Genomic DNA, 25,333 nt, shown 5'->3' on the forward strand with positions numbered 1-25,333 from the left:
AGCAGTCCGACCGATGCAACGTCATCAAGGCAACGCCGCGCAGGCCGAACCTGCTCGGGCAAGCTCGATCGGCGCGTTGTTTGACGTTAACGCCTACGTGCAGGCCTGTGGCGAGCCCGCAAACCACGGCAGGAAAATGCCCCGCCACAGCCGGCAATGCAAGCCCGCTCAGGCCGTTCCGTGGATGAGCTGCTGGGCGGCGGCGCGCGCCTCGTCGGTGATGACGCTGCCGGCGAGCATGCGGGCGATCTCCTCGCGCCGCTCCTCGCCGTCGAGCGGGGTCACGCCGGTCGCGACCCGATCCTCGCCCGCGACGCCGTCCTTGGCGATGCGCAGATGGCTGCCGGCGCGAGCCGCCACCTGCGGCGCATGGGTAACGGAGAGCACCTGCACCCGCTCGGCGAGGCGCGCCAGCCGACGACCGATCGCCTCGGCCACGGCGCCGCCGACGCCGGTGTCGATCTCGTCGAAGACGAGCGTCGGCGCCGAACCGCGGTCGGCGAGCGCCACCTTGATCGCCAGCAGGAAGCGCGAGAGTTCGCCGCCGGACGCGACCTTCATCATCGGCCCCGGCCGCGTGCCGGGGTTGGTGCGGACGAAGAAACTCACATTGTCGATGCCGTGCTCGCCCCGCTCCTCGGTATCGGTCTCGATCGAGACGATGAAGGCGGCGCGCTCCAGCTTCAGTGCCGGCAACTCCTCGGCGACCCGCGCCTCGAGCTCCTCGGCGACGATCCGACGACGGGCGGACAGCGCGGCGGCGAGCGCGTCATAGCGCCGGCGGGCCGCCTCGGAAGCGGCTTCCAGCGCGGCAAGCCGCTCCTCGCCGGAATCAAGCGCCGCGAGATCGGCCACCATCTTGTCGCGCAGCGCGGCGAGGTTTTCGACCGCGACGTCATGCTTGCGCGCGGCGCCGCGCAGCGCGAACAGGCGCTCCTCGGTGCGCTCCAGTTCCTTGGGGTCGAACTCGCTGTCACGCATCGAGCGCGTCAGGATCGACTCGGCCTCCTCCAGCGCGTTGATGGCGCTGTCGATCGCCTCGACGACGCCGTCGAGCAGGCCGCCGGCCTGGTCGCGCTTGCGCTCCAGCCGCCGGGCGAGGCTGGCGAGATTCGGGATCGGCGAGGTATGGCCGGCAATGGTGTCATGCGCGTCGGAAAGGTCGCCGGCGACCTTTTCGGCCTGCATCATCGCGTGGCGACGCTGCGCCAGTTCCGTCTCCTCGCCGGGCTGCGGCGCGAGCTTGGAGAGCTCCTCGACGGAGGCGCGGAGATAGTCGCCCTCGCTGCGAGCGGACGCGATCCGGCGCCGCAAGGCTGCGACCTCGCTCTCGGCCGCCCGCCAGGCGCGGAACGTCTCGGCGACGGCCCCCGCCTCGGCATCTAGCGCGCCGAAGGCGTCGAGCAGGCGGCGATGGATGGCGGAATCGATCAGCGCGCGGTCGTCATGCTGGCCATGGATCTCGACCAGCGTCGCGCCGACGTCGCGCAGCAGCGCGACGCTGACCGGCTGGTCGTTGACGAAGGCGCGCGTGCGCCCGTCGCCGGTTTGAACCCGGCGCAGGATGATGTCGCCGTCATGATCGATGGCGTTGTCGCCGAGGAGGCCACGCACCGGATGATCGCCGGAGACGTCGAAGACGGCGGTGACCTGGCCCTGGTTGGCGCCCTGGCGCACGAGCGCGCCGTCCCCTCGCCCGCCGAGGGCGAGCGAGAGCGCGTCGAGCAGGATCGACTTGCCCGCGCCGGTCTCGCCGGTCAGGACCGTGAGACCGCGCGCGAAATCAATTTCGAGCCGGTCGATCAGGACGATGTCGCGGATCGCGAGCGCGGCGAGCATGGCGCGCCCTGCCCCCTGTTAGCCCGTAACGGAACGGAATGCGCGGCTGATCCAGGAGCCCTTGTTCTCCGAGGGCGACACGCCGCCCGTCTGGAGAAGCGAATAGGCGTCCTTGTACCACTTCGAATCCGGGAAGTTGTGACCGAGCACGGCCGCGGCGGTCTGCGCCTCGGGCACGATGCCCATGGCGTAATAGGCCGCGGTCAGGCGGTACAGCGCTTCCTCGACGTGGCGCGTGTTGGCGTATTCGGTGACGACCAGCTTGAAGCGGTTGATCGCGGCCGGATATTCCTTGCGCTCGAGGTAGTAGCGGCCGACCTGCATCTCCTTGCCGGCGAGCTGGTCGCGCGCCACGACGATCGCCTTCTGCGCGTCGTCGACATATTCGGAGGTCGGATACTTGTCGACGACCTCCTGCATGGCGGCGATCGCCTTGCGGGTGGCGTCCTGGTCGCGCGTCACCTCGGGGATCTGCTTGAAGTAGGCCTGACCGATGATGTACTGCGCGTAGCCGGCGTCCTGGCTCGACGGATAAAGCGAGATGTAACGCTTCGAGGCGTTCACGGCCTCGTCGAAATTGCCGAGACGGTAGTTGGTGAAGGCCTGCATGATGAGCGCCTTGCGGGCCCATTCCGTGTACGGATGCTGCTGATCGACCTTCTCGAACTGCTGCGCCGCCGACTTCAGCTTGCCGTTCTGCATCAACGCCAGGCCTTCATTGTACATCTGGCCGGCGGGAACGTCGGGCTCGTCGACCGTGTCGTCTTCCTTGGTCAGCGAGCAGCCGGCGACCGCGACGAGCGCGCAAAGCGCGACGGCACGCAGCGTGACGGCGCCGAACCGGCCAACATTGGCAAAGGTCGACGGGCGGATCGAGCTATATTCGTTCATTCACACATCGAACCGGCGTCAGCCGGCATCGCCTCTTTCGATGGGGCAAAGCGGTGCAGCCTCTCTAGCGGAAACAGCACGATGACGCCACAAGCCGTCGCAACGCATTGCCGCAATTTCGTGGCAGAGAAAGACGCGACCCCGGAAATATCCGAAATGTGCGGAATATGCCGCTTTCCGGACTAGGACTTGTCCGGACCGAAGGCCGCCGCCGGCAGGCGGACCGGCATCTGGTCGTGCACGAGGTCGCGCTTCGCCGGCACGGGAGCCTCGACATAGGTCCAGGCATCCGAATCAGCGAACAGCGTCTCGACGATCTTGGCGTTCATCCGGTGGCCACCGCGATAGGAGCGGTAGGTGCCGAGGATCGGCGCGCCGGCGAGCGCGAGGTCGCCGACGGCATCGAGCGTCTTGTGACGCACGAACTCGTCCGCGAAGCGCAGGCCTTCCGGGTTGATCACCTTGTCCTCGCCGAGCACGACGGTGTTGTCGAGCGACGAGCCGAGCGCGAGGCCGCGCGACCAGTAGAACTCGACGTCCTTCATGAAGCCGAAGGTGCGGGCCCGGGCGAGATCGCGACGGAAGACGTCGGCGTCGAGGTCGACGATGAAGGCCTGGCGGCCGATCAGCGGCGACGAGAAATCGATGTCGATCTCGAAGCGGCGGCCATTGTGCGGCAGCAGCTCGGCGAAGGCGCCGTTGTGCTCGATGCGGACCGGCTTCAGAACCTTGACGAAACGGCGCGGCGCGGCGAGCGCGACGATGCCGACCTGGTCGATCAGCTCGACGAAGGCGGCGGCGCTGCCGTCCATCATCGGCACTTCGGCGGCGTCGATCTCGACGACGACATTGTCGATGCCGAGGCCGTTGAAGGTCGCCATCAGATGCTCGATCGTGGCGACGGAGACGCCGTCGAACGCGACGGTGGTGCAGGAATCGGTCGCGTGCAGGCGGTCGATCCGGGCATGGATCGGCTGCATGTCGCCGGAATCGATGCGGTGGAATACGATGCCCGTTCCGGCCTCGGCCGGGTTCAGTGCCATCGCCACGGGCTTGCCGCTATGCACGCCGATACCCGAAACCACAACGCGATCGCGCAAGGTGGTCTGGTGCGTGCCCTGTCGTTTAGCCATCAAATCGCCCCAAGAGAGCTTGTCAAAAAATCCGACTGCTCTGTGGTCCGTCCCTCTGCTGTTGCGATCGACCGATACCCCTGGGATCAGGACGCAGACCAACAGGGAATCATCAGATTCGTCAGCATGTTGTGATGGATAGATAGAGCCTCGACCAGCTGGTCAACAAATCACTCTTTCTAACCTTCTGTAACGCGGCAGGCCGCGCCCTCAACAAGAGAGGCCCGGCGCTGTTTCCAGGGCCGGGCCTCGTTTTCTTTCTATGCCGCCTCAGTTCGCCTGGCGACGGAGGAAGGCCGGGATCTCCAGCTGGTCATCCTCGTTGCGCGGCATCACGCGGCCATGCTGGTCCAGCTCGGCCTGGCGCGGGCGGTACATCGCGTCCTGCGACTGCTGCGGGGAACGCGGCTGCATCGGCTGCTGCGGGGCGCGCGGCGCGGCCTGCTGCGGCGGACGCTGCTGGGGCTGCTGGCCCTGCTGCGGCGCGCGCTGCTGCGGAGCCGGCTGCGGACGCTGGGCCTGCGGCGCCTCTTCCTCGCGACGGCCGAGACCGACGCTCGCCAGGCGGCGGAGCAGGCTCATCGGGCCGCGGTCTTCCTCGTGCTGCGGCTGCTGATCGGCACGCTGGGCCTGCATCTCGCGCTGGGCGACGACCGGGAAGTCCTCGACGCGCGGCATGCGGGCCGCGGCCGGGGCCTCGGCGGCCGGCGGGATGAAGGGCTGCGGCGCGGGGACATGCTCCTCGCGGACCGGCGCCGGCACCATGCCGAACTCGTGGTCCAGCTCGGCCTCGTCGAAGGAAACCGGCGGCGGCGCCAGCGGGGCGATGGTGACGCCCGGGTCACGCATGACCGGCTGGGCCGGAGCGTGCTGGACCGGAGCGGCCTGCTGCGGCGCGGCCGGACGGAAGGCCGGCGCGGACGGCTGGACCGGGGCGCGGGCCTCGGTCTGCACGTTGGTCGGACGCGGAGCCTGCGGCGCCTGCGGGGCGGCAGCCTGGGCGGCGGCCTTCATGCGGGCAGCCATTTCCTGCGTGCGCAGGTCGGCCGGCGCAACTTCGTCCTTGGCGTCCGACTCGATGCCCGTGGCGACGACCGACACGCGGATGACGCCCTCGAGGCTCTCCTCGAAGGTGGCGCCGAGGATGATGTTGGCGTCGGGATCGACTTCCTCGCGGATGCGGGTCGCGGCTTCGTCGACTTCGAACAGCGTCAGGTCACGGCCGCCGGTGATCGAGATCAGCAGGCCGCGGGCGCCGTGCATCGAGGTCTCGTCGAGCAGCGGATTGGCGATCGCCGCCTCGGCGGCCATGATCGCGCGGCGCTCGCCGGAGGCCTCGCCAGTGCCCATCATCGCCTTGCCCATCTCGCGCATCACCGAACGGACGTCGGCGAAGTCGAGGTTGATCAGGCCTTCCTTGACCATCAGGTCGGTGATGCAGGCAACGCCCGAATAGAGCACCTGGTCGGCCATCGCGAAGGCGTCGGCGAAGGTGGTCTTGTCGTTGGCGATCCGGAACAGGTTCTGGTTCGGGATCACGATGAGCGTGTCGACGCTCTCCTGGAGTTCCTTTATGCCGGCTTCGGCAACGCGCATCCGGCGGGCACCTTCGAATTGGAAGGGCTTGGTCACCACACCGACGGTCAGTATACCGTGCGAGCGGGCCGTGCGGGCGATGACCGGCGCGGCGCCGGTGCCGGTGCCGCCGCCCATGCCGGCGGTGACGAACACCATGTGCGAGCCGGCGAGATGATCATTGATCTCGTCGATGACTTCTTCGGCGGCCGCGCGGCCGACATCCGGCATCGAGCCGGCGCCGAGACCCTCGGTGACCGCCACGCCCATCTGGATCAGGCGCTCGGCGCGAGCCGACATCAGCGCCTGGCTGTCCGTGTTGGCGCACACGAACTCGACGCCCTCCAGACCCGAGCGGATCATGTTGTTGACGGCGTTGCCACCCGCGCCGCCGACGCCAAAGACCGTGATCTTGGGCTTCAGCTCAGTGATATCCGGCATCTTCAGGTTGATCGTCATGGTGACCTCGTCGTCTTGACCCCTAAGCCGGTGGCGTTCCCCGACCATATTTCCATCAAATCGGTACGACCCGCCGCGGCCGTCCCGTCCTGCTGAACTCAGAAACTCTCTCTGAACCAGTGACCGAAGCGGGCGAGATAGCCCCCCGTCCCGGTCATGGCCAATCGATGCCCACGCATCGCGGATACCTGCTCGATCTGCGCGACCTGCGGATAGATCAGGAGACCCACCGCGGCCGAGAAGGCCGGCCCGCGTGCCGCCTCCGGCAGACCCGTCACGCCGAGCGGACGGCCGAGCCGGACATTGCGGGCGAGAATGCGCCGCGCCGCCTCGGTAATGCCGGTCAGCTGGCTGGCGCCGCCCGTCAACACGATGCGCCGGCCGACCATGGTCTGGAATCCGGAGGCATTGAGCCGGTCACGGACCAGTTCCAGGATTTCTTCGATGCGCGCGCGGATGATGCGCGTCAGCGCCGAGCGCGGAATCTGGTTCGGCAGGTCGCGGTCGTCGTCGCCGATCGGCGGCACCGAGAGGATGTCGCGGTCGTCGGAGACGCTCGGCAGCGCGCTGCCATGCATGGTCTTCAGCCGCTCCGCGTCCTCGATCCGGGTCGAGAGGCCGCGGGCGATGTCGGTGGTGACGTGCTGGCCGCCGATGGCGATCGCGTCGGCATGGACGAACTGGCCGTCCATGAAAACCGAGATGGTGGTGGTGCCGCCGCCGAGATCGACGCAGGCAACGCCGAGTTCCGTCTCGTCGTCGACGAGCGCCGACAGGCCCGAGGCGTAGGGCGTCGCCACCATCGCCTCGACGGAGAGGTGGCATCGGCCGATCGCCAGCTCGAGATTGCGCAGCGGGGCGCTCTCGCCGGTGACGACATGCATGTCGACGCCGAGACGCTCGCCCAGCATGCCGCGCGGATCGCGGATGCCGCCATTGCCATCGATGGCATAGCCGATCGGCAGCGAGTGGATGACCGAGCGATCCTCGGTGATCGAATGCTCGCGGCCGGCCGAGAGCACGCGCTTGATATCGGCCTCGACGACCTCGTGGCCGGCAAGCGCGACGCTGGCCGAGAAGGCCTCGCTGGCGAGACGGCCGCAGGACACGTTGACGATCAGCGATTCGACCGTGCAGCCCGCCATCCGCTCCGCCGCGTCGACCGCCATGCGGATCGCCTGCTCGGCCTTGTCGAGATCGACGACGACGCCGGACTTGATGCCGCGCGAACGCTGGTGGCCGATGCCGAGAACTTCGACCGCATGGGTACGGCCGGGCAATACGTCGCCGACCTCGCGCGGCTTCAGCCGGGCGATCAGACAGCAGATCTTCGAGGATCCGATGTCGAGGATGGAGACGACAGTGCTCTTCTTGGTCGGAAGCGGACGCATGCGGCTATCGGAGGATACAAACAGGGACATCAGGTGCTCGCCCCCCTGCGCTTGGCGAGCTTCTCGCGTTCCTTGATCTCGGCGGTGCGGCGCGCGGCCGCTTCCGGCGTCAGGCGGACGAACATCCGCGAGCCGAGGCGCAGGTCGACGCTGGCGATATCCTTGGAGAGGAATCCGTCGCGCGCATCGAGCGCCGCGATCAGGGCCAGAGCCTGCTCCGGCTGCTCCTGCGGCAGCATCAGGGTGACGCCATTGTCGAGGACGAGGTTCCAGCGGCGCTCCGAGATCAGGACGGCGGCGCGCAGGCGGTCGCGGATCGACGCCGACGTCTCGGCCAGCTCCAGCGCCTCGCCGGCACGCTTGTCGGCGCCCTGCCCGACCACGCGGATCAGGTCATAGTGGCCGTCGGCGGTATCGCTGATGACGCGGCCGGTCTCGTCGATGACCGAGAGGGTCTGGTCGCGCTGCCACAGGACGAAGGGCTTGCGCTCGTCGATCATGATCTTGAGCGTGCCGGGATAGACCTTGCGCAGGGTCGCGTTCTCGACCCAGGGCAGCGTCTCGACCCGCTCGCGCGCGGCGGCGAGATCGAAGAAGGCCAGCGATGCCTCGGGCTTGAGCTCGAGCCGGTTCAGCACGGCGATCTCGGAGGTCTCGGTCTGGCCGGTGATGCGCACGGATTCGATCGCGAGGCCCGAGGTCGAGCTGACCCAGGTCAGCGTCTCGTCGACGCGATCGGCCGAGATCACGCCTGCGATGCCGGTCGCGGCGAAGAGGAGCGCGGTGCCCTTGAGGCCGGCGTGGCGGGGAACCCGCCACTGGGCCCGCGAGAGGGCGCGGATCCGCCGGTGCAGCCAAAGCGGCAGCTTCGGCCACGAGGCCGCTTCCGCCGCAGGCGCTTCCTTCGTTTCCCTGGTCGATCTCGGGCTTACCTGCCGCAAGATGCGTCCTCCACCATCCAACTGACCAACGCCGGGAAGTCGATCCCGGCATATCGCGCCATGTCCGGGACCAGCGACGTCGCCGTCATGCCCGGTTGCGTGTTCACTTCGAGACAGACGAGTTCGCCCGTCCCGCCCGGACGATCGTCGTATCGGAAGTCCGCCCGGCTGATGCCGCGACACCCGAGAGCCCGATGCGCCCGTACCGCTAGATTCTGTATACTTTGGTAAATATTTGGTGAAAGCGGCGCCGGAATAACGTGGCGGGCACCATGGTCCGAATATTTGGAATCATAGTCGTACCAGCCACCATCGGCCATCACGAGCTCAATGATATCAAAGGCTTCGTCGCCCCTGACCCCGCAGGTGAGCTCCCGCCCACCGACGTAGCGCTCGACCATGACGGTCTCGCCATAGCCCCAGTCATCCGCAAATAATTGCTGAGGCGGGTTAATTGCGTCCTCGCGGACGATCAGCACGCCGAAGCTCGACCCTTCCGCGACCGGCTTGACCACGTAGGGCGGCTTCATCGGATGGGCGCGGGCGACCTCGAGGCGGTGCATCAGGAGCGATTCCGCGACCGGGATGCCGGCCGCCTTCATCACGTCCTTGGCGCGCGCCTTGTTCATGGCAAGCGCCGAGGCGAGCACGCCGGAATGGGTATAGGGGATGCCCAGGATCTCGAGCACGCCCTGGATGGCGCCGTCCTCGCCATAGGGGCCGTGCAGGGCGTTGAAGGCGACGTCGGGCTTCAGCTTCGCCAGAACCTCGGCGATGTCGCGCTGCACGTCGACGCGCGTGACCCGGTAGCCGGCCTGCTCCAGAGCGTCGGCGCAACCCTTGCCCGAGTTGAGCGACACGGGTCGCTCGCTGGACCACCCGCCCATCAGGACGGCGACATGCTTCGCCAAAACGCATTCCTTCCAACCGAATCGGATTGGAACGGAATATCTCCGAAAATTGGTAAAGAAGCGTTAACCAAACCCGATCACGAACGAGAAAAAGGCGGCCGTTTCCGGCCGCCTTTCCTGCACTGAGTCAATCGGTCGCGCGGTGGCGACGGTCAGCCGGCCTTGGCCAGCGCCTCGAGCTCGCCCGGAAGCGCATAGGCCCAGCTGGTGATCGAGCCGGCGCCGAGGCAGACGACGTAGTCGCCGGGCTTGGCGAGCGCCGCGATCTCGGGAGCCAGCGCCTGCGGGCCGAGCAGGACCCGCGCATCGCGATGGCCGCGCATCTTCATGCCATCGACCAGATGGTCGCTGTCGATGCCCTCGATCGGCGCCTCGCCGGCGGCATAGACCGGCGCGACGAACACGGTGTCGGCATCGTTGAAGCAGGAGCAGAAGCCGTCGAAGAGGTCGCGCAGGCGCGTGTAGCGATGCGGCTGGACCACGGCGATGACGCGGCCCTTGGTCGAGGCGCGCGCCGCGCGCAGCACGGCCGCGATCTCGACCGGATGGTGGCCGTAATCGTCGAACACCTCGACGCCGTTCCACGAGCCGGTGCGGGTAAAGCGCCGCTTGACGCCGCCGAACGCCGCAAGGCCCTTGCGGATCGCCTCGTCGGAAATGCCGAGATGATGCGCGATGGCGATGGCGCCGGTCGCGTTCTGGACGTTGTGTTCGCCCGGCATCGGCAGGATCAGGTCGATCAGCTCCGTCGTCTCGCCCGTGACGCGGTCGCGCAGGCTGGCGGTGAAGATCGAGGTGCCGTTCTCGTTGCGCAGATTGCTGTAGCGGATGTCGGCCTGCGGATTGGCGCCGTAGGTGATCAGCCGCCGGTCCTCGATGCGGCCGATCAGTGACTGCACCTCGGGATGGTCGAGGCACATCACGGCGAAGCCGTAGAACGGGATGTTCTCGATGAACTGCTTGTAGGCGTCACGCGCCTTGTCGAAGCTGCCATAGTGGTCGAGATGCTCGGGATCGATATTGGTGACGAGCGCCACGTCTGCCGGGAGCTTGACGAAGGTGCCGTCGCTCTCATCCGCCTCGACGACGACCCAGTCGCTCGCGCCCATGCGCGCATTGGTGCCGTAGGCGTTGATGATGCCGCCATTGATCACGGTCGGGTCGAAACCACCGGCGTCGAGCAGCGCCGCCACCATCGAGGTGGTGGTCGTCTTGCCATGCGTGCCGGCGATGGCGATGGCGCTCTTCAGGCGCATCAGCTCGGCCAGCATCTCGGCGCGGCGGACGACCGGCAGCAGGCGCTCGCGCGCCGCCTTCAGCTCGGGATTGCTCGCCTTGATGGCGGAAGAGACGACGACGACGCGGGCGTCGCCCAGATTGGCGGCGTCATGCCCGATCGCGATCGTGGCGCCCTTCGCCTTCAGGCGCTGGACATTCGCGTTCTCGGCCGCGTCCGACCCCTGAACCCGATAGCCCAGATTGACCAGCACCTCGGCGATGCCGCTCATGCCGATACCGCCAATGCCGACGAAATGAACGGGACCAATGTCCCGGGGCATCTTCATGTTCAAACTCCGGTGGATGCGCCGACCCGCTCGCCACCGGCAACCCGCTCGACCAGATCAGCCAGGCGTTCGTCAGCGTCGGGACGTCCGACTGATTTCGCGGCGGCCGCCGCCTGGGCGAGACGCCCCGGCTCGGCCAGGAAGCCCGTCAATTCGCGCGCCAGGCGGTCGGCTGTCAACTCGGGCTGCGGCACGACCCAGCCGCCGCCGACCTTGGCGAGCACGAGCGCGTTGGCGCTCTGGTCCTGGTCGATGGCGCCGGGCAGCGGCACCATGATGGCCGGGCGGCCGATGACGGCGAGCTCGCAGACGGTCGACGCGCCGGAGCGCGAGATCACGAGATGGCTAGCGCCGATGCGCGCCGGCATGTCGCGGAAGAACGGCGCGAGCTCGGCCTCGATGCCGAGCCCGGCATAGGCGGCGCGGACGCGCTCCAGGTCCTCGGGCCGGCACTGCTGCACGATCGAAAGCCGCACGCGCTCCCCGGGCGCGAGTTTGCCGAGCGCGTCGGGCAGAAGATCGGAGAAGAAGCGCGCGCCCTGGCTGCCGCCGAAGATGACGAGATTGAGCCGTCCGCCCTGCGCGAGCGCCGGATAGGCGACCTTGCTGGCGTCGATCACCTGCTCGCGGACGGGATTGCCGGTCTGCACCACCTTGCCGCCGAGGCCGCCCACATGGCCGACCTCGGGAAAGCTCGTCGCCACGGCGCTGGCGCGCTTGGCCAGCAGCCGGTTGGCACGGCCGAGCACGGCGTTGGCGTCGTGCGCGATGGTCGGGATGCCGAGATGGGCGGCCGCGAGCACGGGCGGCACGGTCGGATAGCCGCCGAAACCGACGACGGCGCTGGGCCGGACCCGCTTCAGCATCGCCTTCGACTGACGGTAGCCGTGCCACAGGCTCCAGGCAGCAGAGATCATCGCCTTCGGCGAGCGGACCGACGGCGTGGCGGATCGGATGATGTGGGTCTCGTCGGCCGGGAAGTTCTGGCCGTAGGTCTCGGCGCGATGGTCGGTGGCGAGATGCACCGACCAGCCGCGCCGCTTCAGCGCATAGGCCAGCGCCTCGGCGGGAAACAGGTGCCCGCCGGTACCGCCGGCGCAGAGCAGGATCGTCTTCTCCATGGCCTCACGCAGCCTTCGCCGTGCCGAACCGGCTGAAGCCGGAGGTGAGCCGCGCCGGCTCGAAGCGGCGGCGGGTCAGCGCCAGCACCAGGCCCATCTGGAAGGCGAGCGCGATCATCGACGAACCGCCATAGGAGATGAACGGCAGCGTCATGCCCTTGGCGGGCATCAGGTTCAGGTTCACCGCCATGTTGATCACCGACTGCACGCCGAACAGCACGAGCAGGCCTGCCGAGGCGAGGCGCACGAAGGCGTCCTCGTTCTTCAGGCTGTGGCTGAGGCCGCGCACGACGACGAAGCCGAACATCAGCACCAGCCCCATGCAGAGGATGATGCCGAATTCCTCGGCGGCGACCGCGAAGATGAAGTCGGTGTGGCTGTCGGGCAGGATACGCTTGACGATGCCCTCGCCCGGACCGCGACCGAGCCAGCCGCCATGCATGACCGAGTTCAGCGCGGTATCGACCTGGAAGGTGTCGCCGGCGCCAGGATCGAGGAACCGGTTGATGCGGCCGGCGAAGTGCGGGAACACCGTGTAGGCGGCGAGGATGCCGCCGGCGGCGAGCACGGCGAGCGCGGCGATCCAGAACCAGGAAAGCCCGGCCATGAAGAACACCGCCGACCACGAGATCACCACCAGCATGGTCTGGCCGAGGTCCGGCTGGGCCACGAGCAGCGCCGCGACGATCGCCAGCAGCAGCATGGCGAAGATGTTGCCGGGGATGTCGTTGCGGCGGGAATTCTCGGTGAAGAGCCAGGCCGACAGCACCAGGAAGGCCGGCTTGACGAATTCGGACGGCTGGATCGAGAAGCCGAGGATGTTGATCCAGCGGCGCGCACCCTTCACTTCCTGGCCCACGAACAGCGTCAGGATCATCAGCACGATGGAGATCGAGAACACGATCAGCGCTGTGCGCCGGACGTTGCGCGGCGACAGGAACGACGTCGCGATCAGCACGCCGATCGTCGGGATCATGAAGAGGATGTGGCGCTTCACGAAGTGAAAGCTGTCGAGGCCGATGCGCTCGGCGACCGGCGGGCTGCCGGCCAGCGACAGCACGACGCCGCCCATCATCAGCGCGATGAGCCCGAACAACAGATATTTGTCGACGGTCCACCACCACTCGGCGAAGACACTGCGATTGGCCCTGCTGACCATCACTTCACCTCTGCGACGGAGTGCGCGCCCGCGAGCGCCTGGACGAGACCGCGGAAATGGTCGCCGCGGATCTCGAAATTTCGATACTGGTCATAGGAGGCGCAGGCCGGCGACAGCAGCACGACCGGCTCGGCCGCGCCATCCGCCGCCGCGTCGCGCGCCGCGGCCGCGACGGCCGCGTCCATCGTGCCCGCCATCACCGTGTCGACCTTGCCGGCAAGCGTCGCGGCGAATTCCTCCGCCGCCGCGCCGATCAGATAGGCCTTGACGATCCTCGGGAAATAGGGCGCGAGACTGGTGATGCCGCCGGTCTTCGGCTTGCCGCCGGCGATCCAGTAGATGCGGTCGAAGCTCGAAAGCGCCTTCTCGGCCGCATCGGCATTGGTCGCCTTCGAGTCGTTGACGAACAGCACCTTGCCGATCCGCGCCACCTCTTCCATGCGGTGCGCGAGGCCTGGGAAGCTCTTCAGTCCCGCCACGATCACCGTCTCGGAGAGGCCGATCACCCGCGCGGTGGCGATCGCCGCCGCCGCGTTCTGGGCGTTGTGGGCGCCGCGCAGCGAGCCGATGCCGGCGAGATCGGCGACCTGGCGCACCACCGCGTCGTCGGCCTCGAAGATGCGGCCGCGATCGGCGTAGAAGCCCGTGGCGACGGGGCGGCGCACCGACAGGCGCTCGACCGGCTTGCCGATCGCGTCGAGATCGGAGGCGATGGTCGCGCACCATTCGTCGTCGATGCCGATCACCGCCGTGTCGGCGCCGCGCACCAGTCGCGCCTTGATGGCGGCATAGCGCTCCATCGTGTCGTGGCGGTCGAGATGGTCCTCGGTGAGGTTCAGCAGCACGCCGACGGTCGGGTCGATCGTCGGCGCCAGGTCGATCTGGAACGAGGAGCATTCGACGATGTGGATGCGGTCCGTCGCCGGAGGCTCCAGCGACAGGATCGCCGTGCCGATATTGCCGCCGAGCTGAACGTCCCATCCGGCGGTGCGGAAGAGATGCGCGATCAGCGCCGTCGTCGTCGACTTGCCGTTGGTGCCGGTGATGGCGATGAACGGCGCGCCCGGCGCGGTCGCCCGGCGCTCGCGGCAGAACAGCTCGATGTCGCCGATGATCTCGATGCCCGTCGCCTTGGCGAGATCCACCGTCCAGTGCGGCACCGGATGGGTCAGCGGCACGCCCGGCGACAGCACGAGCGCCGAGAAGCCGGCGAAATCCTGCTGGCGCAGGTCGCCGGTCGGGATGCCGGCAGCGGCCGCCTTGGCGACCGACTCGGCGTTGTCGTCCCAGGCTACGACCTTCGCGCCGCCGGCGACGAGCGCTTGCGCCGTGACGATGCCGCTGCCGCCCAGTCCGAAGACCGCGACCGACTTGCCGGCGAAGGAGGTGATCGGGATCATCGTGACGTTACCGGATCTTCAGGCTGGAGAGGCCGATCAGGGCGAGGACGACCGCGATGATCCAGAAGCGGATCACGACCTGCGGCTCGGTCCAGCCGAGATGTTCGAAATGATGGTGGATCGGCGCCATCTTGAACACGCGCTTGCCGGTCAGCTTGAACGACAGCACCTGGATGATCACCGAGACGGCCTCGAGCACGAACAGGCCGCCGACGATGGCGAGCACGATCTCGTGCTTGGTGGCGACGGCGATTGCGCCGAGCATGCCGCCAAGTGCCAGCGAACCGGTGTCGCCCATGAAGATCGCCGCCGGCGGCGCGTTGAACCAGAGGAAGCCGAGGCCGGCGCCGAGCATGGCGCCGCAGAGCACGGCGAGTTCGCCCGTGCCGGGCACGAAGTGGATCTGCAGATATTCGGCGAAGATCGCGTTGCCCGAGAGATAGGCCATCACGCCGAAGGAGGCGGTGGCGACCATGACCGGGACGATGGCGAGGCCGTCGAGGCCGTCGGTCAGGTTCACGGCATTGCCGGCGCCGACGATGACGAAGGCGCCGAAGGGAATGAAGAACCAGCCGAGGTCGATGACGACCGCCTTGACGAAGGGAAAGGTCAGCGTGTTGGAGAGCGGCCCGCTCGACAGGTGCGAGATCGCGATACAAGCGATGGCCGCGATGGCGAATTCGACGGCCAGGCGCGAGCGGCCGGAAAAGCCCTTGTGGCTCTGCTTCGTGACCTTGAGATAGTCGTCATAGAAGCCGATCAGGCCGAAACCGACGGTAACCCCGAGCACGGTCCAGACATAGAAGCTGGAGAGGTTGGCCCAGAGCAGCGTCGAGACGATCAGCCCCGACAGGATCATCAGGCCGCCCATGGTGGGCGTGCCCTTCTTGGTGACCAGGTGGCTCTGCGGCCCGTCCTCGCGGATCGGCTGCCCCTTGCCCTGCTTGATCTTCAGGGCCCGGATGATGGCCGGGCCGAACAGGAAGACGAAGATCAGCGCCGTCATCGTCGCGCCGCCCACCCGGAAGGTGATGTAGCGGAAGACGTTGAGCCCAGAGAATTGCGTGGAGAGATCCCCCAGCAGGTACAGCATCAGACGGGTCCTTCAGTGGCGGGATCGCCTTGGTGAGGCGCCAGCGCATATCGTGTCAGCAGAGCCTCGACCAACGGCGCCATCCGGCTGCCATTCGAGCCCTTGACCATCAAGACGTCGCCGGCGGCGACTTGTTCGAGGAGAATCGGCTCGAGTTCGCTCGCGGTTTCGGAATAATGGCCCCGCATGGCCGGCGGCAAGGCCTCCCAGAGCGCCAGCATCGAAGGACCGGCGAGATAGGCGCGGTCGATGCCGGCGGCGACGAGCGACTCGGCGAGGCCGGCATGGAGATCCAGCGTGTCCGGGCCGAGCTCGCGCATGTCGCCGAGCACGGCGATGCGCTGGCCGGCGCCTTCCGGCACCGCCTGCGCCAGCACCGCGAAGGCGGCGCGCATCGAGACGGGGCTTGCGTTGTAGCTCTCGTCGATCAGCGTGGCGCGGCCTTCGCCGATCGCGAGCTCGTGCCGGGCGCCGCGTCCCTTCGGCGCGCCGAGGCCGCCGAGCGCGCTGGCCGCCAGGGCGACGTCGCCGCCCATCTGCGCCACGGCGAGCAGCACCGCGAGCGCGTTCTGCACCAGATGACGCCCAGGGGCGCCGACGATGAAGCCGACCTCCTGCTCGAGGATACGGGCGGTGACGCGCGAATAGGCCGGCTGCAGGTCGAGGGCCTCGAGCCGCGCATCGGCATCGCGCCCGGATCCGAACGACAGCACGTTGTTGATGCCCGCATCCATGGCGAGCAGCGCCAGCCGCTCGAATTGCGGGCTGTCGCCGTTCAGGATGACGCTGCCGCCCGGCTCGACGCCGGAGAAGATCTCCGCCTTGGCGCGGGTGATGCCGTCGATGCCGTCCGGGAAGAACTCCAGGTGAACCGGCTCGATCGTGGTAACAATAGCCACATGCGGCCGGACCTGTCCGACCAGCGGGGTGATCTCGCCGGGATGGTTCATGCCGATCTCGAACACGGCGAAGCGCGCATCGGCCGGCATGCGCGACAAGGTCAGCGGCACGCCCCAGTGATTGTTGAACGAGGCCGGCGAGAAATGCGTCGCCCCCTGCGCCGACAGCACGTGGCCGAGCATCTCCTTGGTCGAGGTCTTGCCGACGCTGCCGGTCACCGCCGCGATCCGCCCGGTGGCGCGGGCGCGGGCGGCACGGCCCAGCTGCTCCAGCGCCTCGAGCACGTCGGAGACGACGACGAGCGGGATCGTCATGCGGCCGAGCCCGGCGAGCTTGTCCTCCGACACCACGGCGACGGTCGCGCCATGCGCGGCGGCGGCGCCGACGAAGCGATGGCCGTCGAAGCGGTCGCCGAGGATGGCGAAGAAGGCGTCACCCGGCTGGACGGTGCGGCTGTCGATCGAGATGCCGGAAATCGACGGGCCGGCATTGGTCGGCCGGCCATGCATGGCATCGACGAAGGCCTCGAAGGTCCAGAGCGCCTCGGTCATGTGCGTGCCTCCGCGGCCAGCGCCGCCGCGACGACCTCGTGGTCGGAGAAAGGCAGCACGACGCCGTTCACGATCTGGCCGGTCTCATGCCCCTTGCCGGCGACGCAGAGCACGTCGCCCTCCCCGAGCATGGCGATCGCCTCGGTGATCGCCGTCTTGCGATCGCCGATCTCGATGGCGTTCGGCGCGGCGGCGAGGATTTCGGAGCGAATCCGGGCGGGATCCTCGGAGCGGGGGTTGTCGTCGGTGACGATGACGACGTCGGCATGGCGGCTGGCCGCCTCGCCCATCAGCGGCCGCTTGCCGGCGTCGCGGTCGCCGCCGGCGCCGAAGACGACGAACAGCCGCTTGCGCGTCATCGGGCGAAGCGCGCCGAGCGCATGCTCGATCGCGTCGGGCTTGTGGGCGTAGTCGATGAAGACCAGCGCGCCCTTGTCGGTGACGCCGACGCGCTCCAGCCTTCCCGGCGCGCCGACGAGGCCGCCGAGCGCGTGGATCGCCGTTTCGGGCGCGATGCCCGCGCCGATGGCGAGGCCGGCGGCTACGAGCGCGTTGGAGATCTGGAAGCCGCCGGCGAGCGGCAGCCGCACGTCCATCGGCGTGCCGAACACCTCGAGTTCCAGCGCCTGGCTGTGGAGGTCGGGTTGCGCCTTGACGAGGCGGATCGCGCGGCCCGCGCGGCCGACATCGATCAGGCGCTGGCCGCGCCGCCGCGCCACCGCCATGACGGCGTCGGCATAGGGGCCGTCGGCGTCGACGACGGCGGTCTGTCCCTCGGGCAGCAACGCGCCGAACAGCTTCAGCTTGGCCTCGAGATAGTGTTCGACCGTCGGATGGTAGTCCATGTGGTCGCGGCCGAGATTGGTGAAGGCGGCGGCGACGAGGCGCACGCCGTCGAGCCGGTGCTGGTCGAGGCCGTGGCTGGAGGCCTCGAGCGCGGCGTGGGTGACGCCCTGGCGCGCCAGCGTGTCGAGGATCTCGTGCAGGCGGATCGGGTCGGGCGTGGTCAGGCTGCCATAGTCGGAGCCGGTCGGCGAGACGACGCCGATGGTGCCGATCGAGGCGGCCTGCTTGCCCGCCGTCTCGAAGATCTGGCGGACGAAGGCGGCGACCGAGGTCTTGCCGCTGGTGCCGGTGACGGCGACCATCTGCTCCGGCTGCAGCGGATAGAAGCGCGAAGCGATCCGCGCGAGCGCCAGGCGCGGATCGGCGGCGCGCAGCACCGGCACGCCGAGATCCGGCGGCAGTTCGGTGTCGGCGCCGGCAAGAACCGCGGCCGCGCCGCGCTTCACCGCCTCCGGGGCGAAACGTCCGCCATCGGCGGCGGCGCCCTTGAGGGCCGCGAAAAGAAAGCCTAGCCGGACGGCGCGGCTGTCCGCCGTCAGTCCGGAAATGACGATCGCGCCCGCTTCGGGCGCAATCGGAAAGTCGTTCGAAGCTAGATCACCGAGCCGCATACTGGGAGCGAATCCTCTCGATCTTCACGTTTTGGATCTGCCGCTCTTCGAACCTCAATACGACACAAGCAAGGCATCCGGCTGACCTTCGCTCTCCGAGCGGGGCCGAACGCCGAGAATGTCGGCGGCGCGGCGGACGACATTGGAGCTGACCTTGGCGGCGTTCCAGGCCGCGAGCGCCGGCAGGCCGGGCTTCTCGGGCTTCGGATCGTCGATCGTGATCAGCATGACATATTGCGGGTCGTCCATCGGGAAGGTCGACAGGAACGAGTTCAGATAGGTTCCCTCGACATAGCGGCCGTTGACGATCTTCTCGGCGGTGCCGGTCTTGCCGCCGACGACATAGCCCTGCACGTCGCCATTGCGGCCGGAGCCGTTGACGGCGTTGAAGCGGAACAGCCAGCGCATCTGGTCGCTCGTGTGCTTCGAGATCACCTGGGCCGAGCTGGCCATCGCCTCCTCCTGCGTGCGCGGGTAGAAGGTCGGCGACAGCAGGTAGCCGCCATTGACGAGCGCGACGTCGGCCATGGCCGCCTGCATCGGCGTGATCGCGATACCGTGGCCGAAGGAGACGGTAAGCTGCGTCGCCTGGCTCCAGCGCTTCGGCACCTGCGGCGTCGCGACCTCGGGCAGGTCCGTCTTCAGCCGCGTCGAGAGGCCGAGCTTCTTCAGATACTCCTGCTGCTCTTCCTGGCCGACGGCGAGCGCCATCTTGGCCGTGCCGATGTTCGACGAGTACCTGAACACTTCCGGCACGGAGAGGAAGCGCGCCTTGCCGCGATAGTCGCGGATCTGCTGGCGGCCGACCCGGATCGGGAAGCGCGCATCGATGCTGTCGCTCATCTTGACGCGGCCGGAATCGAGCGCCATCGCGAAGGTGAAGCTCTTGAACACCGAGCCGAGCTCGTAGGTGCCGGCAGTCAGGCGGTTGAGGCGGTCGGGCTTGTTGGCGTCGACCGGATTGTTCGGGTCGAAATCGGGCAGCGAGGCCATGGCCATCACTTCGCCGGTCTTGGCGTTGACGATCACGCCCATGGCGGCGAGCGACTGGTAGCGCTGCATGGCGCCGGCCAGCTCGTCGCGCAGGATGTGCTGCACGCGCATGTCGATCGACAGCTTGACCGGCTGCAGGTCGGCGCCCTTGGTGGCGAAACCCGCGCCATGCAGATCGCCGAGGCCGCGCTCGTCGATCGCCTTCTCGATGCCGGCGATACCCTCATTGTCGATGTTGACGAGGCCGACAATGTGCGCGGCGGCCGGACCGCCCGGATAGAAGCGGCGGTTCTCGGTCAGGAAGCCGACGCCCGGAATGCCGAGATTGTGCAGTTCCTGCTGCTGCTTCGGCGTGATCTCGCGCTTGATCCAGACGAAGCCGGCATTGGTCGAGAGGCGCTTGCGCAGCTGGTCGGCGTCGATGTCGGTCAGGACGCTGGTGATCAGCTCGGCCGCCTCGTCGGGATCGACCATCTTGTTCGGCTCGGCGAAGAGCGACGACGTCTTGATGTCGGTGGCGAGGATCTCGCCATTGCGGTCGACGATGTTCGGCCGCGCGGTCGCGACCGAGGACGCGGCGCTGCCGCGCGCGCCGGCCGCCGCCTGCTCGCTCATGCCGAGCATGACGAGGCGGCCGCCGATGACGCAATAGACCAGCATGAAGGCCATCATCGTCAGGCCGATGCGGCTGCGCGTCTGGTCGCGGCGCGCCTTGCCGGCGCCCTTCAGGGAAACATGGCGCGCCCCGCTGGCGGGGCTGAAGGTGCCGGGGCGGTCGGTGAAGGTCATCGTCATGGCTGTGCTCCCGGAATCCGGGGCCTGGCGGGAGGAAGCGGATTGGCCGGCGAATGCGGCTTGGCCGCGGCGGCAGGCTTGCCGACGCCGCTGGTGATCAGGCCGTCGAGGCCGGCGACCGGGCTCTCGATCGGCTTCGACGGCACGTCGGCGAGCGTCGCGATCTGGCGCACTTCGAGCGGCTGCAGATGCAGATAGTCGCCATAGCGCTCGACCAGGCCCTGCAGGCGCGCTGGCTGGTCCAGCACGCTCCACTCGGCGCTGAGAACGGTCATCAGCTCCTTCTCGCGCGCGATGTCGCGACGCAGCTCCATGACGTGATCGGCAGCGCGACCGGCGCGATCCTTCATGACGTAGGTCAGCACCGCGCCGGCGACCATCAAAGCGACCCAGATGACGTTGAGTGCCCTGAGCATTACGACCTCGCGGCTTTGAATTCGGGAAGCGCCGGGACGCCGGCGGCGTGGGCGTCGAACGGGCGCGACGGCGCCTCCGTCCGGATGCCGGCGCGAAGCTTGGCGGAGCGGGCGCGCGGGTTGCGCGCGGTCTCGGCGTCGCCGGCCACCACCGCGCCCTTGACCGCGAGCGTGAAGGTCGGCGCCGCGACCTCGCGCTCCGGCATGTGGCGCGAGCCCCCCGCCCTCACCTCGCTCCGCTCCGCGAGGAAGCGCTTGACGATGCGATCCTCGAGCGAATGGAACGAGACGATGACGAGCCGGCCGCCCGGCTTCAGCACGCGCTCGGCCGCCGCCAGCGCCCGGCCGAGTTCGTCGAGCTCCTGGTTCACGTAGATCCGCAGCGCCTGGAAGGTGCGGGTGGCGGGGTGGATCGGGTCGGTCGGCTTCTTGCCGACGACGCGCTCGACGAGGCCCGCCAGTTCGCTGGTGCGCAGATAGGGCTTGGCGACGCGGTCCTGCGTGATGGCGCGGGCGACCGCGGCGGCGCGGCGTTCCTCGCCCAGCACCGAGATGATGCGGGCGAGATCGCGCGCATCCATCGTGTTGACGACGTCGGCGGCGCTCGGGCCTTCCTGGCTCATGCGCATGTCGAGCGGGCCGTCGAAGCGGAACGAGAAGCCGCGCTCGGCCTCGTCGAGCTGCATCGACGAGACGCCGATGTCGAGCACGACGCCGTCGACCCGCTCATGCCCCTGTTCGGCGGCGATGGCATCGAGATCGCCAAAGCGGCCATGCGCCAGCCTGAGGCGGCCGCCGAACTCGGCGACCAGCGCCTGGCCGTCGGCGATGGCGTTCGGATCGCGATCAATGCCGATGACATTCGCGCCGGCGCCGAGGATGGCGCGGCTGTAACCGCCGAGACCGAACGTGCCGTCGACGACGACCTCGCCCGGCTTCGGGGCCAGGTAGCGCAGGACCTCGTCCAGCAGGACCGGAACGTGGCGGTCGGCGCCGCCCTGATGTGACGTTGCGCTCATTCCGTCCCTCCCGACGCGCGTAGGCCGGAGCCCAGGCGGCGGCGCAGTTCGCGCACGCGGCTCTTGGCCTCGTCCCGATAGGCGACGAAACGGTCCGGTTCCCAGATCTGGAACTTGTAGCCCTGGCCGACGAAGGTCACCGTGTCGCGGATGCCGGCATGCGCCTTGATCGCCTCCGACAGCGCCACGCGCCCCTCCGGATCGACCTTCAGCACCTCGCTCTCGCCGATCAGCGTCGTCGAGAGAAACTCGTGATCCTCGGAAAACGGCTCGAACAGGGCCAGGCTGGAGCGGATCTGCGTCACGAGGCGATTGCCCCCGGCATCCACGGCGTTCTGGTCCAGCGTCGGGCAGCAATAGAGCCCCTCGAAGCCGTCGCGCGCCAGCACGGCACGAAACGAAGCGGGGATCGAGACCCGCCCCTTCGAGTCCAGCCTGTTGGTGAAGGTTGAAACGAATTCTTCCATCACCCTTCGCGCCGGCGCCCCTCTCAAAATTGCCCATTGGCGATCCGCCCGCTTGAAGCGGCTGGAACTCACCCAATGGACGCAGACTGGAAACAACACCCCGGCGTGCCACGCCGCCCTGCGTGCCGACCCGCAAAAGTCGGTCGCAGCGCCCTCGAACCGGGATGATTTGGGATATCATGGGCAAATATGGGCGTCAATGGAATCGGCCCCCACGACAGGCGGAAGCGCACGCCTGATCACACCCTGTTAGCCTTAATTTTCCGTAGCTTTTTCAAGGAAGGCCGGCGGAAAACGCGGCGCGCGCCGACGACCGGGCCAGCAGGCAAGGACGCACGCGACCAACGGCGTGCTGCCGCACGCGGCCGCGCAGGCCGGCGGCGCCGCGCGAAGCGCGGCGTAGCAAGGAAGTTTGGAGAAGGAAAATGCCAGCCGGCCTATAAGCCGGGTTCTGTAGGGCGGCGGCGAACCGCCGCGTGACGACCATTCATCTGGGACGCCCGTTGCCGGGACGCCTCTCGCGACCAACCCGGGCGACTAGCCTGGAAACAGGCAGGGCTTGCGCCCGCGTCGCCCCTATTCGGTCTTGCTCCCGGTGGGGTTTGCCGTGCCGTTCCCATTGCTGGGCCCGCGGTGGGCTCTTACCCCACCCTTTCACCCTTACCCGCCGCGCGAACGCAGGGGCGGTTTGCTTTCTGTGGCACTTTCCCTGGGGTTGCCCCCGCCGGGCGTTACCCGGCACCGTGTTTCCATGGAGCCCGGACTTTCCTCCCCTGCAACCTTTCGGTTTCGCAGCAGCGGTCGTCCGGCCGACTGGCAGTGGGGGGCTTACGAGGGTGACGGGTGCGGGTCAAGCCCGCAGACGCGGTCACTCGACCCGACACCCCGTCCCGAGCCCGATCCGAACACAAAAGCGTCCGCGACCGGCCGGGAGAACGGAGCCCGTCGGGCTCCGGCGTGGCCGCGGGCCCGAAACGGGCGCTCGCGGCGCACGAAGCATTCATGCCGGCGGACCGGCCTCGCCTCAGTTCGAGGCGATGATCTGCTGGACCTTGCCGCAGTAGCGCAGCGGGCCCTTGCTCATGCGGGTGGCGCCATGGCCGCCATTGTACTTCAGGATCGTGCCGCAGAGGTCGCCGCCGGCGAGCTTGCGCGCCTGGCCGAGATACTTCATGCCGAACTTGATGTTGGTGGCGGGGTCGTAGAGCGCCTTGGCGGAGCCCGAATAGCCCATGCCGCGCGCCGTCTGCAGGCGGATCTGCATCAGCCCGATCTCGCCGACGCTGCCGGTCACGTTGGGATTGTAGTTGCTTTCAACCGTGACGACGGCGTGGGCCAGCGACAGCGGAACATTGTTGGCGGCGGCATGGGTCTTGATCAGTGCATCGTAGCGGCTGCGCTCGGCAGCAGCGACCCGGGTTTCGTTCGACTTCAGGATACGCTTCGACTGGGCCGAGGCGGGCGAGATGGCGAGGGCGCTGCTAGCAACGAGGACGGCCAAAGCGAGAACGCTGAACTTCTTCATACTTGGGGGTAAACTCTCATCATTGAAGATGGAGCATCGTTTCGCCGCCCAAGAGTCCCGAAATGGGGCACTGGAACTAAAATCAGATTACAGACTTTAACAATCCGTGATCGCCATTCCGGCGCCCGTTTTCCTTTGCCGGCTCAGGGATTTTCGCCTGCCGCTACGGCACCTTCCGCCCTCTTCGTCAGGCCTCGCGCCAGCCTGTGCAGCGTCGCGATCGTCGAGGAATCAGCGATTCCGTCGACCCGCTCCGGCCGGAAATGGCGCTGGAACGCCGTCACCACCAGTTCGGTGGCCATATCGTAAACACCAGTGATCTGAAGGGGATAGCCATAAAGCGCCAGCATGGCCTGGAGGGCCTCGATCGGCGCCCCATTTTCACCGAGGCAAAAAAAACGGCCACCGCGAATCGGTTCCGGCTCGACGTAATGACCTACCCCAGCGGCGGCAAGGCGCGCCCAGGGAAACTTCTCGCCAGGGTCGCGCTTGCGGTCCGGCGCAATGTCCGAGTGCGCAAGGATTCGTTCCGGACGAATGCCGTGTCGAGCGCAAATGTCGCATGCGAGCGCGATGACCGCGTCGACCTGGACATCGGGAAAATCGGGGTAGCCGTGATCATGGCCGCGATTGGCGATCTCGATCCCGACCGACCGGGAGTTGAGATCGCCCTCGCCGTGCCATGACGAAACGCCCGCATGCCAGGCCCGGTCGCGCTCCGCGACGAGCTGGGTGATGGTGCCGTCCTCGGCCACGACATAGTGGCAGGAGACGCTGGAGGCCGGGTCGCAGAGCAGGTCGATGGCGGCTTCCGCGCTCTTCATGTCGGTGTAGTGGAGCACCAGCATGTCGATGGCGAGCCCCTCGGCGCGCGCGCCGAAATTCGGCGAGGGCCGCCAGGCAAAGCCCGGCAATGCGACGTCGGTCATCATGTCTCCATCAGGTGGCGGCCGAAGCTCAGGCGAAGGCCCGCTCGCGGCGAATGCGGTCATAGGCGCCGTTCAGCGCGGCGAGCTTCGCCGTGGCGATGGCGAGGAACTCGGCCGGCACGCCGCGCGCGATCAGCTTGTCGGGATGGGTCTCGGCGACGATGCGGCGATAGTGCCGCTTCACCTCGTCATTGGTGGCGTCGCGGTCGATGCCGAGGATCAGGTACGGGTCGCCCTCCTCCGGCACGATATGGCGGCTCGTGATGCGGGCGAAGGCGGCCTCGCGAATGCCGAAGATCGTCGCCACCTGGTCGAGGAAGGCGAGCTCGGCCTCGTGCACCATGCCGTCGGCCTTGGCGATGTGGAACAGCCCGTCGATGATGTCCTCGAACACGGGCGAGCCCTTGTCGAACAGGCTGGCGAGCTTGCGCGCATAGGCGTCGAAGCCGGCGACGTCCTGCTTGGCGAGGTTGAACAGCCGCGCCACGTTCTGGTGCTCGGCCGGCGGGATCTCGAACAGTTCCTCGAACGCCGCCACCTCATGCGGCGTGACGACGCCGTCGGCCTTCGCCATTTTCGCCGACAGCGCGATCATCGACACGGAGAACGCCACCTGGCGCCGGTCCTCGGGCGAGCCGAGCAGCGCCGTGCGCACGGTTTCGATGAGCGCGTCCAGCGCCTGACCGATGGTGCAGGAGCCGGGCAGCTGCCGGATGAGATCGCCGAGTCGTTGCCAGATTGTCATCGCCAGAGAATAGGCGACCCGATGCCGCCGCGCGAGAGTCAGGGTGTCGCGCAGGAAA

Annotated in this window: 21 protein-coding genes and 1 other RNA gene; all 22 read right to left on the reverse strand. The window is 68.0% G+C overall.

Annotated elements, in window-relative coordinates; genetic code table 11:
- Positions 1-168: 168 nt before the first annotated feature.
- The 22 genes from recN to G539_RS0116640 all read right to left on the reverse strand — a co-directional run bounded on the left by recN (position 169) and on the right by G539_RS0116640 (position 25,275).
- Positions 169-1,839: a DNA repair protein RecN gene (gene recN / locus G539_RS0116540; RefSeq protein ID WP_029076181.1), complete on the reverse strand. Its 1,671-nt coding sequence runs from the start codon at positions 1,837-1,839 to the stop codon at positions 169-171.
- Positions 1,840-1,857: 18 nt separating this feature from the next.
- Entirely contained in the window at positions 1,858-2,730 is an 873-nt protein-coding gene (locus G539_RS0116545; RefSeq protein ID WP_051231539.1) for an outer membrane protein assembly factor BamD, read from the reverse strand.
- Between the two features lie 182 nt (positions 2,731-2,912).
- Complete coding sequence (gene lpxC / locus G539_RS0116550) at positions 2,913-3,863, reverse strand: UDP-3-O-acyl-N-acetylglucosamine deacetylase (RefSeq protein WP_029076183.1); 951 nt, start codon at positions 3,861-3,863, stop codon at positions 2,913-2,915.
- Positions 3,864-4,133: 270 nt separating this feature from the next.
- On the reverse strand, positions 4,134-5,897 hold the full coding sequence (gene ftsZ, locus G539_RS0116555; RefSeq protein ID WP_029076184.1) for a cell division protein FtsZ: 1,764 nt from the start codon (positions 5,895-5,897) through the stop codon (positions 4,134-4,136).
- A 98-nt stretch (positions 5,898-5,995) separates the two neighbouring features.
- On the reverse strand, positions 5,996-7,288 hold the full coding sequence (gene ftsA, locus G539_RS0116560; RefSeq protein WP_029076185.1) for a cell division protein FtsA: 1,293 nt from the start codon (positions 7,286-7,288) through the stop codon (positions 5,996-5,998).
- Between the two features lie 29 nt (positions 7,289-7,317).
- Positions 7,318-8,229: a cell division protein FtsQ/DivIB gene (locus tag G539_RS25180; protein ID WP_051231543.1), complete on the reverse strand. Its 912-nt coding sequence runs from the start codon at positions 8,227-8,229 to the stop codon at positions 7,318-7,320.
- A complete protein-coding gene (locus G539_RS0116570; protein ID WP_029076186.1) occupies positions 8,217-9,140 on the reverse strand; it encodes a D-alanine--D-alanine ligase in 924 nt (307 codons plus the stop codon). Before G539_RS0116570 ends, G539_RS25180 begins: the two co-directional genes overlap by 13 nt.
- Before the next feature lie 152 nt (positions 9,141-9,292).
- Complete coding sequence (murC, locus tag G539_RS0116575; protein ID WP_029076187.1) at positions 9,293-10,705, reverse strand: UDP-N-acetylmuramate--L-alanine ligase; 1,413 nt, start codon at positions 10,703-10,705, stop codon at positions 9,293-9,295.
- A gap of 2 nt (positions 10,706-10,707) precedes the next feature.
- A complete protein-coding gene (murG, locus tag G539_RS0116580; protein WP_029076188.1) occupies positions 10,708-11,826 on the reverse strand; it encodes an undecaprenyldiphospho-muramoylpentapeptide beta-N-acetylglucosaminyltransferase in 1,119 nt (372 codons plus the stop codon).
- Between the two features lie 4 nt (positions 11,827-11,830).
- Positions 11,831-12,985 carry a putative lipid II flippase FtsW gene (gene ftsW / locus G539_RS0116585; RefSeq protein WP_029076189.1) on the reverse strand — a complete coding sequence of 385 codons (1,155 nt, stop codon included), beginning with the start codon at positions 12,983-12,985 and terminating at the stop codon, positions 11,831-11,833.
- The gene (gene murD / locus G539_RS0116590) at positions 12,985-14,385 is read right to left on the reverse strand and encodes a UDP-N-acetylmuramoyl-L-alanine--D-glutamate ligase (protein WP_029076190.1); all 1,401 of its coding nucleotides are present in this window, start codon (positions 14,383-14,385) and stop codon (positions 12,985-12,987) included. Before murD ends, ftsW begins: the two co-directional genes overlap by 1 nt.
- 7 nt (positions 14,386-14,392) lie before the next feature.
- The gene (mraY, locus tag G539_RS0116595; protein ID WP_029076191.1) at positions 14,393-15,478 is read right to left on the reverse strand and encodes a phospho-N-acetylmuramoyl-pentapeptide-transferase; all 1,086 of its coding nucleotides are present in this window, start codon (positions 15,476-15,478) and stop codon (positions 14,393-14,395) included.
- Positions 15,478-16,929: a UDP-N-acetylmuramoylalanyl-D-glutamyl-2,6-diaminopimelate--D-alanyl-D-alanine ligase gene (locus tag G539_RS0116600; RefSeq protein WP_029076192.1), complete on the reverse strand. Its 1,452-nt coding sequence runs from the start codon at positions 16,927-16,929 to the stop codon at positions 15,478-15,480. The genes mraY and G539_RS0116600 overlap by 1 nt, the downstream gene beginning before the upstream one ends.
- Positions 16,926-18,386 (reverse strand): UDP-N-acetylmuramoyl-L-alanyl-D-glutamate--2,6-diaminopimelate ligase, encoded by a 1,461-nt coding sequence (locus G539_RS0116605; protein ID WP_029076193.1) that lies wholly within the window; start codon positions 18,384-18,386, stop codon positions 16,926-16,928. The genes G539_RS0116600 and G539_RS0116605 overlap by 4 nt, the downstream gene beginning before the upstream one ends.
- 54 nt (positions 18,387-18,440) lie before the next feature.
- On the reverse strand, positions 18,441-20,174 hold the full coding sequence (locus G539_RS0116610) for a peptidoglycan D,D-transpeptidase FtsI family protein (RefSeq protein WP_029076194.1): 1,734 nt from the start codon (positions 20,172-20,174) through the stop codon (positions 18,441-18,443).
- Positions 20,171-20,590, reverse strand: a complete 420-nt coding sequence (gene ftsL, locus G539_RS25185; RefSeq protein ID WP_051231545.1) for a cell division protein FtsL — start codon at positions 20,588-20,590, stop codon at positions 20,171-20,173. The genes G539_RS0116610 and ftsL overlap by 4 nt, the downstream gene beginning before the upstream one ends.
- On the reverse strand, positions 20,590-21,609 hold the full coding sequence (gene rsmH / locus G539_RS0116620) for a 16S rRNA (cytosine(1402)-N(4))-methyltransferase RsmH (RefSeq protein ID WP_029076195.1): 1,020 nt from the start codon (positions 21,607-21,609) through the stop codon (positions 20,590-20,592). The genes ftsL and rsmH overlap by 1 nt, the downstream gene beginning before the upstream one ends.
- Entirely contained in the window at positions 21,606-22,076 is a 471-nt protein-coding gene (locus tag G539_RS0116625) for a division/cell wall cluster transcriptional repressor MraZ (RefSeq protein WP_029076196.1), read from the reverse strand. Before G539_RS0116625 ends, rsmH begins: the two co-directional genes overlap by 4 nt.
- A gap of 424 nt (positions 22,077-22,500) precedes the next feature.
- Positions 22,501-22,893: RNase P RNA component class A (rnpB, locus tag G539_RS26390), an RNA gene on the reverse strand.
- Positions 22,894-23,100: 207 nt separating this feature from the next.
- Complete coding sequence (locus tag G539_RS0116630; protein WP_029076197.1) at positions 23,101-23,601, reverse strand: lytic transglycosylase domain-containing protein; 501 nt, start codon at positions 23,599-23,601, stop codon at positions 23,101-23,103.
- A gap of 143 nt (positions 23,602-23,744) precedes the next feature.
- The gene (locus G539_RS0116635) at positions 23,745-24,530 is read right to left on the reverse strand and encodes an N-acetylmuramoyl-L-alanine amidase (protein ID WP_029076198.1); all 786 of its coding nucleotides are present in this window, start codon (positions 24,528-24,530) and stop codon (positions 23,745-23,747) included.
- Positions 24,531-24,558: 28 nt separating this feature from the next.
- Entirely contained in the window at positions 24,559-25,275 is a 717-nt protein-coding gene (locus tag G539_RS0116640) for a molecular chaperone DjiA (RefSeq protein ID WP_029076199.1), read from the reverse strand.
- Positions 25,276-25,333: the final 58 nt, after the last annotated feature.

The sequence above is a fragment of the Kaistia adipata DSM 17808 genome, assembly GCF_000423225.1.
In the GTDB taxonomy this organism is placed as follows: Bacteria; Pseudomonadota; Alphaproteobacteria; order Rhizobiales; family Kaistiaceae; genus Kaistia; species Kaistia adipata.